The organism is Aeromonas enteropelogenes (genome assembly GCF_000819845.1).
Taxonomy (GTDB): domain Bacteria; phylum Pseudomonadota; class Gammaproteobacteria; order Enterobacterales; family Aeromonadaceae; genus Aeromonas; species Aeromonas enteropelogenes.
The window spans coordinates 110,863-124,726 of the sequence record NZ_CDCG01000040.1 but is presented as its reverse complement, the minus strand read 5'-3'; the positions used below and the strand labels follow the sequence as shown (position 1 = coordinate 124,726).

The following is a 13,864-nucleotide window of genomic DNA, read 5'->3' as shown; positions in this document are numbered from 1 at the left end:
ACTTCTTCCTTCGAAATTGTAGAGAGACGGTTAACCTTGGGCCGCCGGGCACGACTGGCAAGCACCGTCTGTCTCACAGCTGGCCAGATTCTTTTTCTTACCCGGTTTGAAATCAGTCTCGTACCATCCGGTTCCCTTGAGCCGGAAGCCTGCCGCCGATATCAGCTTGACCAGATTCGGCTTGCTACAGGCCGGGCAGTCGGTCAGGGGGGCATCGGAAAGCTTTTGCAGTTTTGCCAATTCATGGCCACAGACGTCGCAACGATATTCGTAGATAGGCATGGGTCACAAGAAATTGAAAAACAAAAGGGCTGGCATTATAGAGGAAAACCCCCATTTGGGTAAAATGGCCAGCAACCCCCTTTGCCCAGTTTTTTTGCCTCCGATGACAAATTTCGGCCAAAAAAACGTCGCACCTTCTCCATGAGCGGAGCAAACAACCAGCATGAGCCTCTATCTGGGCCTGCCGCAATGGTCCCACCCCGCCTGGCCGGGGCAACTGCTTGGCCTGGGCGCCAAACCCGCCGAGCACCTCGCCCACTACGCCAGCGTGTTCGACTCGGTGGAAGGAAACACCACCTTCTACGCCCTGCCGGCACCCGAGACGGTGCAGCGCTGGGCCGATACGGTGCCAGCCCGTTTTCGCTTCAACTTCAAGTTTCCGCAGACCATCAGCCACCAGAGCGATCTGGTGAGCGTGGACAAGCAGGTCGCGGACTTTATCGCGCTGCTCGCCCCGCTGCACGACAAGCTGGGGCTGCTCACCCTGCAGCTGCCCGCCCGCTTCGGCCCCGAGGGGCTGCACCGCCTGCAGGCCTTTTTCAACCGGCTACCGGGCGAATTTCGTTATGCCCTTGAGGTACGCCATCCCGATTTCTTCGCCAAGGGTGAGGCCGAACGCGCCCTGAACAGGATGTTGATGGAGAAGGGCATCAACCGCATCATGCTGGATAGCCGACCGCTCTTCTCGGTACCGGCCACCACAGCTGCCATGATCGATGCCCAGAGCAAGAAGCCCAGGCTGCCGGTCCATCTGCTGGCCACCGCCCAGGCCCCCGTGGTGCGCCTTATCGGCCTGCCGGATCCGGCGGCCAATCACCCCTTCTTGCCGGGCTGGCTCCCCCACTGGCAGCAGTGGCTCGCCGAGGGCAAGGATCTCTACCTGTTCATCCACACCGCCGACAACGCCAGAGCCCCGGAGCTTGCTCGCCAGATCAGCCATCTGCTTGGTCAGGAGATGGCCTCCTGGCCGGGGGAAAACGATCGCGCACGCCAGGGAGTGCTGCCCTTTTGAGCGCCATCGGCTGACGCGTAAAAAAAGCCGCATTTTTCTGGTCTGGCGGGGCCTGGCGCCAAGACAAATGGCCTGCAATCCTCTACACTAGCGCCCCAAGCGAGGGGCCCGAATGTTTCGCATTGCAATCCGTTGCAACCGACGACGGGACTCCGGTTCAAGGGTCCGGAACATGACCCGTACGAACAGGGCCGGTCCAGGGAGCTCATGACCCGTCACCCGTTCGTAAAGCAGGTGATATATCAACTCTGATGGCTATCACTCAACGACTCAATTGAACAATGCCGTCGGTTTATTCAACGACGGTCAGGTTGCGCCAGCATGCATACCAAAGATCAAATTTTTGCCGCCCCCATCGCCCGACTGGGGGATTTCTGTTTTGACGAGCAGGTCGTCGACGTCTTTCCCGACATGATCCAGCGATCGGTACCGGGTTACAGCAACATCATCTCCGCCATCGGCATGATGGCCGCCCGCTACGCCCAGCCCGAGAGCCGACTCTACGATCTCGGCTGCTCCCTCGGGGCCGCCACCCAGGCGATGCGCCGCCATGTCAATCAACCGGGTTGTCACATCACGGCGGTCGATCTCTCCCACCCCATGATCGAGCGGGCCCGCGCCCACCTATCGGGCTTCAAATCCGAGGTGCCGGTGGAGCTGGTGGAGGCGGACATCTGCGACATCGAGATCGAGAACGCCTCCGTGGTGGTGCTCAACTTCACCCTGCAGTTCGTGGATCCCGAAAAGCGGGCCGCCCTCATCCAGCGCATTCACGACGGCCTGCGCCCGGGCGGCATCCTGATCCTCAGCGAGAAGTTCCGTTTCGAGGACGAACCGGTCAACGAGCTGCTCATCGACCTGCACCTCGACTTCAAGCGGGCCAACGGCTACAGCGAGCTCGAGATCAGCCAGAAGCGTACCGCCCTCGAGAACGTGATGCGCACCGACAGCCTGCCGGTACATCAGGCCCGCCTGCGGGAGGCGGGCTTCGCCCATCAGGATCTCTGGTTCCAGTGCTTCAACTTCGGCTCCATGATCGCCATCAAATCGAGCGGGAGCGAACAGCCATGATCGACTTTGCCAACTTCTATCAGCTGATCGCCAAGAACCGCCTGAGCCACTGGCTGCATACCCTGCCCGCCCAGCTGCACGCCTGGCAGCATGACAACCAGCACGGGGATCTGCCGCGCTGGAATCGGGCCCTCAACAAACTGCCCCAGGTTGAACCTGGCCAGATCGAGTTGAACGCGCGGGTCGAGATTGGCTCGGCCGAGAGCCTGGGGGAAGGCGAGCGCAAGAAGGTCGAGAGCCTGCTGCGCCACTTCATGCCCTGGCGCAAGGGCCCCTTCACCGTGCACGGCATCCACATCGATACCGAATGGCGTTCCGACTGGAAGTGGGATCGGGTGCTGCCCCACATCAGCCCGCTGGCGGGACGTTATGTGCTGGATGTTGGCTGCGGCAGCGGCTATCACCTCTGGCGCATGGTGGGTGAAGGGGCCAAACTCGCGGTCGGCATCGATCCGAGCCCACTGTTCCTCTGCCAGTTCGAGGCCATTCGCCACTTCGCAGGCAATGACCAGCGTGCCCACCTGCTGCCCCTTGGCATCCAGGAGCTGCCGGAGCTGCGTGCCTTCGATACCGTCTTCTCCATGGGGGTGCTCTATCACCGCAAATCCCCCATCGAGCACATCGAGCAGCTGCGCAACCAGCTCAAAGACGATGGCGAGCTGGTGCTGGAGACCCTGGTGATCAACGGCGGCGTCAATGACGTGCTGATGCCCACCGACCGCTACGGCAAGATGCGCAACGTCTGGTTCATCCCGTCCAGCGCGGCGCTCAAGCTCTGGGTTGAACGCTGCGGTTTTACCGATGTGCGGATCGTCGACGAGAATATGACCAGCACCGACGAACAGCGTCGTACCGACTGGATGATTAATGAATCCCTGAGTGATTATCTGGATCCGGACAATCCGGCGCTCACGGTAGAAGGACACCCGGCTCCCAAGCGGGCCGTACTGATTGCGCGCAAGGCCAAAGACTAGCCGATGGCTGCTGTGGACGTTACACTGACCAAATTCCAGGAAGCACAGTTAAATGAATGACATGAAAAGCAAATTAAAAGGAATGACCCTGCTCTCCCTGCTTAGTCTCGGCGGGTGTGTCAATATGGAAAAACCTCCCCAGGTCCCCGCTCTGACCCTGGCCGAGCTGCGTAGCGAGCTCAGCCAGAGTGAACAGCGCCTGCAAACAGCCATGGAACAGCAGCAGAAGCAGTATGCCCAGCAACAGCATCTGCTGGTTCAGCTCAACACCGATGTCACCAAGATGAAAGAGTCCGTCAAGCACGTAGATCACAAGCTCGCGAGCCTCCCGACCGAACCGCCCAAACCCCTGCCAATTCCGGCGGCAAAATGCCCCGCCCCGGATCAGGGCCACACCATAGATGGCAAACTGCTGGTGGGTGAAGCGGAGTGGATCTGGGTCGATGCCGCCAACGACGCCTTCCAGGCCCGGGTCGATACCGGTGCCACCACCTCCTCCATCAGTGCCCAGGAGATCACCATCTTCGAGCGCAACGGCAAGAATTGGGTGCGCTTCTTCCTGAGCCATCAGGAGATGGACGACAAGATCCAGATTGAAGCACCGCTGGTGCGTCACGTGCGGGTGCGTCAGGCCTCCGCTGACGATCTGGACCGTCGCCCCGTGGTTCGTCTGGCGGTGCGTATCGGCGATATGACCGAGAAAGCCGAGTTTACCCTGAAAGACCGCAGCGACATGACCTTCCCCGTGCTGCTGGGTCGTGAGTTCCTCAAGGATATCGCCGTGGTCGACGTGGCCCGCGAATATATCCAGCCCAAACCCAAGCTCAAGGATGTGAAATAATCCATGGTTTCTCGCAAGCCGTTCTATTTGCTGGTTGCCCTGCTGTACATTGTCGGCCTGGGGATGACCCTCTATCACCACATTGCTCTGGACGTGCCCCTGACGCCGGGTGAAAAGCGCCAGATTTGGTCCATTGAGGCCAAACTGGAGTTCGATGCCACCGGTGAGCCGGTGATCGCTTCCCTGGCTATTCCTGGCACCCAGCCCGGTTTCACCCTGATGAACGAGAATGCCGCGAGCCCGGGCTACGGTCTTTCGTTTGTTGAAAAAGATGGCGATGCCCGTGCCGAGTGGTCAATTCGCACTGCTTCCGGCCGTCAGGAGCTCTACTACCGCGTCGACATGATGGCGGATGCTCACGCCAAGCCGGCTGCCAACCCGCAGCCGCCCGCCATCGAGAAGCAGATCGAGAGCGAGCCCTATGCCACCGCGATGAAGCAGATCCTGGAACGTGCCCAGGAGCGCTCCGCCGACGGCTATACCCTGACTCGCGAGATCATCAAGGAGATCGAGAAGCAGGAACAGAACGCCGAGCTGCTGAAAAAGAACAAGTCTCGTGCCAACCTGATCGCCGAGCTGCTCAACAACGCCGACATTCCGGCCCGTGTGGTCCATGCCCTCAATCTGGAAGACGGCCGCCGTCGTCAGGAGCTGGTGGATTACCTGCAAGTCTTCAATAGTCCGACCGACTACAAGCTGTTCAACCCGCAGACCGGTGAACAAGGCCGCCCGGCCAACCTGCTGCTGTGGGAGTACAACTCGGGCGCCCTGCTGGACGTGACCGGCGGTCACAACTCCCGCGTCACCTTCTCGATGATCGAGCAGGAGCAACCGGTGAGCGTGGCGCTGGCCCAGAAGTTCGAAAAATCCGAGATGTTGAACTTCTCCATCCACAGCCTGCCGCTGGAAGAGCAAGCACTGTTCAAAGGCCTGCTGCTCATTCCTATCGGCGTGCTGATGGTGGTGTTCCTGCGGGTACTGGTAGGGATCAAGACTTCGGGCACCTTTATGCCGGTGCTGATCGCGGTCGCCTTCATCCAGACCTCGCTGGTGACCGGTCTGGTTGGTTTCCTGCTTATCGTGGGCACCGGCCTTATCATCCGGTCTTACCTCTCAAGGCTCAACCTGCTGCTGGTAGCTAGGATATCGGCGATCATCATCATGGTGATCTCGATGATCGGCATCTTCTCCGCATTCGCCTTCAAGCTGGGGCTGACCGACGGCATGAAGATCACCTTCTTCCCGATGATCATCCTCTCCTGGACCATAGAGCGGATGTCCATCCTGTGGGAAGAAGAGGGTCCGAAAGAGGTGTTCCGCCAGGGCGGCGGTTCCCTGCTGGTGGCCGTCATCGCCTACCTGGCCATGGATAACGAACTGATCCGTCACCTCACCTTCAACTTCCTCGGTCTGCAACTGGTGCTGATGGCGACCGTGCTGCTGATGGGTAACTACACCGGTTACAAGCTGAGCGAGCTCAAGCGCTTCAAGCCGCTGGTGGACGAGATGAAGTCTGGCGCCACGCCGGGTAAGGACAAGTAACAGATGTGGTTCTGGGAAAAGTACACCACCCCGTGGAGCCTGTCTCAGTCAGGCATCCTCGGCATGAACAAGCGCAACCACTCCTACATCAGCCGCTACAACCCGCGCCGTCTCTACCCGCTGGTGGATGACAAGCTGCAGACCAAGCGCATCGCGCTGGATGCAGGCGTGACGGTGCCGGATCTCATCGGCACCATCCGCGAGCAGCACGGGGTGGGACAGATCACCGAGCTGGTGAAAGAGTGGCCAGGCTTCTGTATCAAGCCGGCCCGGGGTTCCGGCGGCAAGGGGATCCTGGTGATCCTGCGTCAGGAAGATGGTCTCTTCTACAAACCCAACGGCAGTGCCTGCAATGGCCAGGATCTGGAGCGCCATGTCTCCAACATCCTGGCGGGGCTCTACTCTCTGGGGGGCAAGCCGGACGTGGCGCTGGTAGAAGGGCTCATCAACTTCGATGACGTGTTCGACGGCTACTCGTTTGAAGGGGTGCCCGACTCCCGGGTCATCATCTTCAAGGGCTTCCCGGTGATGGCCATGATGCGCCTCTCCACTTCTGCCTCCGACGGCAAGGCGAACCTGCACCAGGGCGCCGTGGGGGTGGGTTTGTGCCTGCGTACCGGTCGCGCCCTGCGGGCTGTGCAGTTTGGCTCACCCATCCGCCACCATCCGGATACGGGACTCGACCTCTACGATCTCAGGGTGCCCCACTGGGATACCCTGCTGACCCTGGCCGCCTCCTGCTACGAGATGTCGGGGCTCGGCTATATCGGGACCGACATGGTGCTGGACAAGTTCCGCGGCCCTATGCTGCTGGAGCTCAACGCTCGTCCGGGCCTTGCCATCCAGATCGCCAACGGCCGCGGCCTGGTGCCCAACCTCAAGACCATCGAGAAGCTGGGGCAGGTCAAGATGAACGTGGATCAGCGGGTCAACTTCGCCAAGGATCACTTCGGGATCTTCGACGAATAATCCGGTTGCTACCCGATGCCAAAAGCGCGCCCATGGCGCGCTTTTTTATACCTGCCCTACAAGCTGTTACTGCATCCACCATCCAAATAACAGGCATAAAAAAAACCGGCGCCTTGGCACCGGTTTTTTACTTCGCATCAACCCATTACAGGGCGTCGGCGTTCTCGGACAGGTATTTGGCCACGCCATCCGGAGAGGCCTGCATGCCTTTCTTGCCCTTTTCCCACTGAGCCGGGCACACTTCGCCGTGCTCTTCGTGGAATTGCAGAGCGTCGACCATGCGCAGCATTTCGTCGATGTTGCGACCCAGCGGCAGATCGTTCACCACCTGGTGACGAACCACGCCGTTCTTGTCGATCAGGAAGGAGCCACGGAAGGCCACACCGGCTTCCGGATGCTCGACATCATACGCCTTGCAGATCTCGTGCTTCACGTCGGCGATCAGCGGGTACTTGACCTGACCGATGCCGCCATCTTCCACCTTGGTGTTGCGCCAGGCGTTGTGGGAGAACTGGGAATCGATGGAAACACCGATCACTTCCACGCCACGCTTCTGGAACTCTTCATAGCGATGATCGAAGGCGATCAGCTCGGACGGGCAGACGAAAGTGAAGTCGAGGGGATAAAAGAAGACAACGGCGGCTTTGCCTTTGATGTGGGATGACAGGTTGAAAGAATCAACGATTTCGCCATTACCCAGAACGGCTGCGGCAGTAAAATCGGGTGCGGGACGGCCTACCAATACCATATTCAATTCCTCTTTTGTGAAGTGAACAATCCGCTCAGGATTGGGCCACCTTGGGCCTGGTCCATCTAATTCAAGCGACAAACTATATGCCCGATGGTAGATTAGTCAAATCAAATTAAATAGATAGCATTAATCGGGTTTTTCTATGCAACGTTGGCCCAGCCTCAAACAGCTGCAATATCTGGTTGCTCTCGACGAGCACAAAAACTTCAACCGCGCCGCCAAGGCTTGTCATGTCAGCCAGTCGACCCTGAGTACCGGGATCCAGACCCTGGAGGACATGATGAACCTGCAACTGGTGGAGCGGGACCACAAGAGCTTCATTATGACCCCGGTCGGCATGGAAATCGTCGAGCGGGCTCGCAATTTGCTCTCCGACGCGCGGGATCTGATGGAGCTCGGTCAACATCAGGGGGGAGTCATGCAGGGGACAGTGCGCCTCGGCTGCATCCCCACCATTGCCCCCTTCCTGCTCAGCAAGCTGCTCAAGGTATGCAGCAAGACCTATCCTGACCTCGAATTGTTGCTGCGTGAAGACACCACCAGCAATCTGCTCAAACAGCTGGAGCAGGGTCAGCTCGATCTGCTGATCCTGGCCCTACCCATCGAGATCGGCGGCTTTCACTGCAAGACCGTCGGCCAGGATCCCTTCCACATGGTGATGCCTGCCAGCATGGCGGCCGGGTTGCATACCCCGTTCGACTACAAGGAATTGCCCAACCAGAGCATCTTCCTGCTGGAGCGGGAGCACTGCCTCACCGAACATGCGGTCAGCGCCTGTCGCCTGCGGGACAAGAGCAAGATCAACCCGTTCGCGGCCACCAGCCTGCACACCCTGGTGCAGATGGTAGAGGCGGGCCTGGGCACCACCTTCCTGCCCCAGATGGCCATAGATGCCGGCATTCTCGACAACTCGGATCTGGTGGCCATCCCGCTGCCCGGCGAAAAATCCTACCGCGAGATAGGCCTGGTGTGGCGTCCCAGCACCACCCGGGTGCAGACCTTCTACAAGCTGGCCGAGCTGCTCACCCCGCTGATCAGCCCGGCCAAATAAGCTCAAACGCCAGCCCTCCGGCTGGCGTTTTTTTTAACGCAGCCCCGCATTTTTGCCATTTGAGACTAGGTCTTGGGCCAGATCCCTGTTTATGATGGAAAAGTTGTCGTGCCGGTCATCTTCTGACGCCGGTGTCCAAGCCTGATCTGTAGAGAGAGCACCGATGTATCGTTTCTTGCTGCTATCCATACTGACCCTGCTGCTGGCTGCCTGCTCCAGTACTCCCGAACCCACGCCACCCGCCCCTCGCCAGAGCAGTGCCTTCGACGGCTTCTACCAGCAGTGGCGCGGCGTACCCTATCGCATGGGGGGCTCGACCCGGGCCGGCCTCGACTGCTCCGCCTTCACCCAGCTGGCCTACCAGCAGGTAATGGGGTTTTCCCTGCCCAGAACCACAGAATCCCAGGCCACCCTCGGCACACCGGTCGAACGTTATCGGCTGCAACACGGGGATCTGGTCTTCTTCAAGACCGGCTGGCGCCAGTACCACGTCGGGGTCTACACGGGATCGGGGGAGTTTATCCACGCCTCCACCAGCAAGGGGGTGATCCGCTCCCGTCTCGACAATGTCTACTGGAACAGCCGCTACTGGCAGGCTCGCCGCCTGACCCAATAAGGTACCAAGCCCACTTACCAGTCCTTTCATCTTCCCGTGAAGGGCCATGGATCATTGCTTATAACCCAATTGAACCCAAAACCTGCGTTTCTGCTCATTTTGTGATAAAGTGGTGACCCTTTTTCAGGCATAGCCCTGTTGCGCCGGGTTTCTCTTCGTATGAAAACAATGCCCCAGACAGGCAAACGCAACAGCTGTGGTGTGGCAGGAGCAGCCACGCAGCGTCAGCGCGGGACGAGCGACTGGCCACACAACACGGGTTTCAATCGTCAATTTGATAAGGAGATCGTGCAATGAAGCAATATCAAAGCTGGTTGGGACAATACCTGATGAGCCGTCGTGACGGTGACCATGCCATGGCTTCCGAGCTGGCCAGCTCCATCTGCGAGTTCTGGCAGCAGCAAGGAGATGAGGCCGAGCTGGACAAGTGGCAGCAGATCTACCAGCACCATCTGGAAAGAACCACTTAATCATCCGATTCCTTGCCTTGCAGCACCCGAGCTGCAAGGCTTTCTTTTGTTTACCCTTGCCAGCTCCCCTCTTCATCTCCGTTTTATTGCCAATCGCGGCAACCTGATGTCGATATCATCCCTGTGCCATCAGTTCGCACCAGATGACAGAAGCCTCGGCTCTAGCCCTTGCATAGCCAACGCATACAACCATGAAACTCTCTTTCGCCTCTCCTGCGGCATGTCGCCTCAACGGTTCAACTACCCAAACACGATTGAAATGAGCGGTACGCCGCCACATCCCCCCACTTCCGCCTTGCCCCTGCCCCTCCCCTTTGTTAGAGTCGCGCGCCGCGCGGCGACCGCGCCCATAACGACAACGCGTGCCCAGAGCGCCAGCAACGAGCGAAAACAATCCATGCGTGAGCGCATCAGACAAGAGTGGTTTGGCAACGTCAGGAGGGATCTGCTGTCGGGCACGGTCGTAGCCCTGGCCCTGATCCCGGAGGCCATCGCCTTCTCCATCATCGCCGGCGTCGATCCCAAGGTGGGGCTCTACGCCTCCTTCTGCATCGCCGTCATCATCGCCTTCACCGGCGGCCGCCCGGCCATGATCTCCGCCGCCACCGGTGCCATGGCCCTGCTGATGGTGACCCTGGTGCGCGAGCACGGGCTGCAATACCTGATGGCCGCCACCCTGCTCACCGGCTTGCTGCAGATCCTGGCCGGCTACCTGCGCCTCGGCGCCCTGATGCGCTTCGTCTCGCGCTCGGTGGTGACCGGCTTTGTCAACGCCCTGGCCATCCTCATCTTCATGGCCCAGCTGCCGGAGCTGACCGATGTCAGCTGGCAAGTCTACGCCATGACCGCAGCCGGGCTCAGCATTATCTATCTGTTCCCGCGTCTGCCGCGCATCGGCACCCTGCTCCCCTCGCCGCTGCTGTGCATCGTGCTGCTCACCGCGGTGAGCGTCGGCCTCGGCCTCGAGGTGCGCACGGTCGGCGACATGGGAGCCCTGCCGGACACCTTGCCGGTCTTCATGTGGCCCGAGGTTCCCTTCAATCTCGAGACCCTGGCCATCATCTTCCCCTACTCCGCAGCTCTGGCTGTAGTGGGACTGCTCGAATCCCTGATGACCGCCGCCATCGTCGACGATATGACCGGCACCCGCAGCGATCGCCACCGCGAGTGCAAGGGCCAGGGGCTGGCCAACATCGCCGCCGGCCTGATGGGCGGCATGGCGGGCTGCGCCATGATCGGCCAGTCGGTCATCAACGTGAAATCCGGTGGCCGCGGCCGCCTCTCCACCCTGGTGGCGGGGGCCCTGCTCATCGTCATGGTGGTATTTCTGGACGAGTGGATCCGCCAGATCCCCATGGCGGCCCTGGTGGCGGTGATGATCATGGTATCCATCGGCACCTTCTCCTGGGGCTCCTTGCTGCGTATGCACAAGACGCCGCTGGCCACCAACCTGGTGATGCTGAGCACGGTGGCCGTGGTGGTGGTGACCCACAATCTGGCCCTCGGGGTACTGACCGGCGTGCTGCTGGCCAGCCTCTTCTTCGCCCACAAGGTGGCGCGTACCCTGCTGGTGCACAGCGACAGCGAGCGCCACGGTGCCACCCGCACCTACCGGGTGCACGGTCAGGTCTTCTTCGCCAGCACCGAGCAGTTCTGCGCCGGCTTTGACATCGGCGAATCCCTCGAGCGGGTGGTGATCGATGTAAGTGATGCCCACTTCTGGGATCTCAGTTCCGCCGAGGCCCTGGCTACGGTGCGCCGCCGCTTCGAGGCGGCCGGCACCGAGGTACAGCTGACGGGGGTGAGCGACGCCAGCGCCGCCCTGCTCGGCCGTTTCGCTCCGGCGACCTGACCGCGCGCCTCTTCAGGCGCCACACGCCCATAAAAAAGGCCAGCCCCATGGGGCTGGCCTTTTGCATCTGTACAGACTTACATCTGGTCGATCATGTCCTGAGCGAACTGGGAGCAGGAGCGCAGGGTAGCGCCTTCCATCAGACGCTCGAAGTCATAGGTGACGGTCTTGTTGGCGATGGCCGCTTCCATCCCCTTGACGATGAGGTCAGCTGCCTCGGTCCAGCCCAGGTGGCGCAGCATCATCTCGGCAGAGAGGATCAGCGAGCCCGGGTTGACCTTGTCCTGACCGGCGTACTTCGGCGCGGTGCCGTGGGTTGCTTCGAACAGGGCCACACCGTCGCCGATGTTGGCGCCCGGGGCAATACCGATACCGCCGACCTGGGCCGCCAGGGCGTCGGAGATGTAGTCACCGTTGAGGTTCATACAGGCGATGACGTCATACTCGGCCGGACGCAGCAGGATCTGCTGCAGGAAGGCATCGGCGATGACGTCCTTGACGACGATGGTCTTGCCGGTCTTGGGGTTCTTGAAGGAGCACCAGGGGCCGCCGTCGATGAGCTGGGCGTCGTACTCTTTCTGGGCCAGGGCGTAGCCCCAATCCTTGAAGGCACCTTCGGTGAACTTCATGATGTTGCCCTTGTGCACCAGGGTCACGGAGTCGCGATCGTTGTCGATAGCGTACTCGATGGCGGCACGGACCAGACGCTCGGTACCGGCCTTGGACATGGGCTTGATGCCGATGCCGCAGGTCTCGGGGAAGCGAATTTTCTTCACGCCCATCTCGTTTTGCAGGAAGGAAATCACCTTCTTGGCTTCATCGCTGTCGGCCTTCCACTCGATGCCGGCATAGATGTCTTCGGCGTTCTCGCGGAAGATCACCATGTCGGTCAGATCAGGACGCTTGACCGGGCTCGGGGTGCCCTCGTAGTAGCGTACCGGGCGCAGGCAGACGTAGAGATCCAGCTCCTGGCGCAGGGCCACGTTGAGGGAGCGAATACCGCCGCCGACCGGGGTGGTCAGGGGGCCCTTGATGGCCACGCAGTATTCACGAATGAAATCCAGGGTTTCGGCCGGCAGCCAGGCACCTTCGCCATAGACGTGAGTCGATTTCTCGCCGGTATAGATCTCCATCCAGGCGATCTTGCGCTCGCCTTTGTAGGCTTTCTCGACCGCGGCATTCACCACATTCAACATGGCCGGGGTCACGTCCACGCCGATACCATCCCCTTCGATAAACGGAATGATGGGATTGTGGGGAACCTGCAGCTTGCCGTTGGCATCGACTGTGATTTTCTGGCCCTGGGTCGGGATAACTACTTTGCTTTCCATCGGCATCTCCTAACTTCCGTTTGTTATCAATCTGATCGTTGCGCGCGGCCATCTTAGCCCATTCATTTTCATAATAAAATGGCGATCACCCATGTCAGACCAAAGAGGTAGCCCCCGGGCGATCCGGGTCACAATCCCGCCCCGGCCGCGGCTCTGGCGCCAGTCGCTATCCTTCGGCCTCGCAGGCCAATGTCTGGGGCTGGCTCAGGGCGCGGTATTGGGACGGCGTCAATCCCGTCTTCTGCTTGAACACCCGGCAGAAGTAATTTACATCGGTGTAACCACAACGGCTGGCCACCTCCTCCAAGCGGAAGCGGTACTTTTTCAGCATGAATTTGGCCCGGTCGATGCGCACCCAGCTGATGTAATCGGCCAGGCGCATATGGCCCTGCTCACGAAACAGGTGGGAGAGATGGCTGGCGGAGACATTGAAGCGGTGAGCGATGGAGTCGCGGGTAATGGGGCGGTGAAAATTTTCCTGAATATAGATGCAGATGCCGTGGAACAGATCCGCCCCCCGCGGCCTGTCCACGGCGGACTCCGCCAGCAACTGACGTGTACTGGTGAGCAGCGCCTGCAGCAGCAGATCGTCAGTGGGCGCACGACCGGGATCCTCGGCCAGCACATTGAGCGCTCCCAGAATATGCTCCGTCACATGACCCGCCCGAGCCATGATGCTGTGTTTTTGCACGTCGAAAAAATCAGGTTCTTCCCGGCGTTTGCTGACCAGACTGAACCCTATCTGGCGCTTGCCAAACAGCAGGCTCAATACGGAGCAGTCGGTGGTCCAGAGCGGCTTGTTCCAGCCGTTGGGAGGGATATAGAGCGCCTGCCCGGGCTGCACACCAATCTCCTTGCTGCCAGCCTCCCTGTCCCACACCTGGTTAAGGTACTCGCCGCTGAACACCAGCTCGAGGCGGGGAAAGTTGACCTGATAGCTGAAGCTTGGGGGCAGACCCTGTTCACTGGCGAACCAGATTTGGTCGAACGGAACCTGTTCACCGAGGGCACCATCAAGCAACTGGCTGAAAATGAGTGACATGCTGATCCTGATCAAGAGAGAGGCAAGCGGTTGCGGCGCACGCAATGGCCCATGTTATAG

General features: G+C 60.1%; 14 protein-coding genes. 10 read left to right on the top strand and 4 right to left on the bottom strand.

The annotated features are described in order from the left end of the window. Positions 1-30 precede the first annotated feature (30 nt). Entirely contained in the window at positions 31-282 is a 252-nt protein-coding gene (locus tag BN1123_RS21035) for an FmdB family zinc ribbon protein (protein ID WP_005337686.1), read from the bottom strand. A 163-nt stretch (positions 283-445) separates the two neighbouring features. Here BN1123_RS21035 and BN1123_RS17345 point away from each other — a divergent pair, with 163 nt between their 5' ends. The 6 genes from BN1123_RS17345 (at position 446) to BN1123_RS17320 (ending at position 6,691) form a co-directional block, all read left to right on the top strand. Further along, positions 446-1,294: a DUF72 domain-containing protein gene (locus BN1123_RS17345; protein ID WP_042028566.1), complete on the top strand. Its 849-nt coding sequence runs from the start codon at positions 446-448 to the stop codon at positions 1,292-1,294. A gap of 321 nt (positions 1,295-1,615) precedes the next feature. Further along, positions 1,616-2,365: a carboxy-S-adenosyl-L-methionine synthase CmoA gene (gene cmoA / locus BN1123_RS17340; RefSeq protein WP_042028565.1), complete on the top strand. Its 750-nt coding sequence runs from the start codon at positions 1,616-1,618 to the stop codon at positions 2,363-2,365. Then, positions 2,362-3,339: a tRNA 5-methoxyuridine(34)/uridine 5-oxyacetic acid(34) synthase CmoB gene (cmoB, locus tag BN1123_RS17335; protein WP_042028564.1), complete on the top strand. Its 978-nt coding sequence runs from the start codon at positions 2,362-2,364 to the stop codon at positions 3,337-3,339. The genes cmoA and cmoB overlap by 4 nt, the downstream gene beginning before the upstream one ends. A 52-nt stretch (positions 3,340-3,391) precedes the next feature. Further along, positions 3,392-4,180: an ATP-dependent zinc protease family protein gene (locus tag BN1123_RS17330; protein WP_042028562.1), complete on the top strand. Its 789-nt coding sequence runs from the start codon at positions 3,392-3,394 to the stop codon at positions 4,178-4,180. Positions 4,181-4,183: 3 nt separating this feature from the next. Then, positions 4,184-5,722, top strand: a complete 1,539-nt coding sequence (locus BN1123_RS17325) for an inactive transglutaminase family protein (RefSeq protein ID WP_042028561.1) — start codon at positions 4,184-4,186, stop codon at positions 5,720-5,722. A 3-nt stretch (positions 5,723-5,725) separates the two neighbouring features. Beyond that, complete coding sequence (locus BN1123_RS17320; protein WP_026457189.1) at positions 5,726-6,691, top strand: alpha-L-glutamate ligase-like protein; 966 nt, start codon at positions 5,726-5,728, stop codon at positions 6,689-6,691. A gap of 145 nt (positions 6,692-6,836) precedes the next feature. On the opposite strand, the gene BN1123_RS17315 is transcribed toward BN1123_RS17320, so the two are convergent. Next, positions 6,837-7,439, bottom strand: coding sequence for a peroxiredoxin C (locus BN1123_RS17315; protein ID WP_026457190.1), 603 nt, complete (start codon positions 7,437-7,439; stop codon positions 6,837-6,839). A gap of 145 nt (positions 7,440-7,584) precedes the next feature. On the opposite strand from BN1123_RS17315, the gene BN1123_RS17310 reads away from it, so the two are divergent. The 4 genes from BN1123_RS17310 (at position 7,585) to BN1123_RS17300 (ending at position 11,431) form a co-directional block, all read left to right on the top strand. Beyond that, complete coding sequence (locus BN1123_RS17310) at positions 7,585-8,493, top strand: hydrogen peroxide-inducible genes activator (RefSeq protein ID WP_042028560.1); 909 nt, start codon at positions 7,585-7,587, stop codon at positions 8,491-8,493. Positions 8,494-8,656: 163 nt separating this feature from the next. Then, entirely contained in the window at positions 8,657-9,109 is a 453-nt protein-coding gene (locus BN1123_RS17305; protein WP_042028559.1) for a C40 family peptidase, read from the top strand. A 293-nt stretch (positions 9,110-9,402) separates the two neighbouring features. Then, positions 9,403-9,579, top strand: coding sequence for a hypothetical protein (locus tag BN1123_RS21505; protein ID WP_124240153.1), 177 nt, complete (start codon positions 9,403-9,405; stop codon positions 9,577-9,579). Positions 9,580-9,976: 397 nt separating this feature from the next. Beyond that, positions 9,977-11,431: a SulP family inorganic anion transporter gene (locus BN1123_RS17300; protein WP_042028558.1), complete on the top strand. Its 1,455-nt coding sequence runs from the start codon at positions 9,977-9,979 to the stop codon at positions 11,429-11,431. Positions 11,432-11,508: 77 nt separating this feature from the next. Here the strand turns inward: BN1123_RS17300 and icd are convergent, their stop codons facing one another. Both icd and BN1123_RS17290 read right to left on the bottom strand, forming a co-directional pair. After that, on the bottom strand, positions 11,509-12,762 hold the full coding sequence (gene icd, locus BN1123_RS17295) for an NADP-dependent isocitrate dehydrogenase (protein WP_026458529.1): 1,254 nt from the start codon (positions 12,760-12,762) through the stop codon (positions 11,509-11,511). 166 nt (positions 12,763-12,928) lie between these two features. Then, positions 12,929-13,804 (bottom strand): helix-turn-helix transcriptional regulator, encoded by an 876-nt coding sequence (locus BN1123_RS17290; RefSeq protein WP_042028557.1) that lies wholly within the window; start codon positions 13,802-13,804, stop codon positions 12,929-12,931. Between the last annotated feature and the right edge of the window lie 60 nt (positions 13,805-13,864).

What these genes read in the sequence shown, in the direction of transcription:
- BN1123_RS17310 (WP_042028560.1), top strand. Translation starts at nt 7,585, where the DNA reads ATGCAACGTTGGCCCAGCCTCAAACAGCTGCAATATCTGGTTGCTCTC.
- BN1123_RS17345 (WP_042028566.1), top strand. Translation starts at nt 446, where the DNA reads ATGAGCCTCTATCTGGGCCTGCCGCAATGGTCCCACCCCGCCTGGCCG.
- BN1123_RS17325 (WP_042028561.1), top strand. Translation starts at nt 4,184, where the DNA reads ATGGTTTCTCGCAAGCCGTTCTATTTGCTGGTTGCCCTGCTGTACATT.
- BN1123_RS17330 (WP_042028562.1), top strand. Translation starts at nt 3,392, where the DNA reads ATGAATGACATGAAAAGCAAATTAAAAGGAATGACCCTGCTCTCCCTG.
- BN1123_RS21505 (WP_124240153.1), top strand. Translation starts at nt 9,403, where the DNA reads ATGAAGCAATATCAAAGCTGGTTGGGACAATACCTGATGAGCCGTCGT.
- BN1123_RS17305 (WP_042028559.1), top strand. Translation starts at nt 8,657, where the DNA reads ATGTATCGTTTCTTGCTGCTATCCATACTGACCCTGCTGCTGGCTGCC.
- BN1123_RS17315 (WP_026457190.1), bottom strand. Translation starts at nt 7,439, where the DNA reads ATGGTATTGGTAGGCCGTCCCGCACCCGATTTTACTGCCGCAGCCGTT.
- BN1123_RS17290 (WP_042028557.1), bottom strand. Translation starts at nt 13,804, where the DNA reads ATGTCACTCATTTTCAGCCAGTTGCTTGATGGTGCCCTCGGTGAACAG.
- cmoA (WP_042028565.1), top strand. Translation starts at nt 1,616, where the DNA reads ATGCATACCAAAGATCAAATTTTTGCCGCCCCCATCGCCCGACTGGGG.
- BN1123_RS17300 (WP_042028558.1), top strand. Translation starts at nt 9,977, where the DNA reads ATGCGTGAGCGCATCAGACAAGAGTGGTTTGGCAACGTCAGGAGGGAT.
- BN1123_RS21035 (WP_005337686.1), bottom strand. Translation starts at nt 282, where the DNA reads ATGCCTATCTACGAATATCGTTGCGACGTCTGTGGCCATGAATTGGCA.
- cmoB (WP_042028564.1), top strand. Translation starts at nt 2,362, where the DNA reads ATGATCGACTTTGCCAACTTCTATCAGCTGATCGCCAAGAACCGCCTG.
- BN1123_RS17320 (WP_026457189.1), top strand. Translation starts at nt 5,726, where the DNA reads ATGTGGTTCTGGGAAAAGTACACCACCCCGTGGAGCCTGTCTCAGTCA.
- icd (WP_026458529.1), bottom strand. Translation starts at nt 12,762, where the DNA reads ATGGAAAGCAAAGTAGTTATCCCGACCCAGGGCCAGAAAATCACAGTC.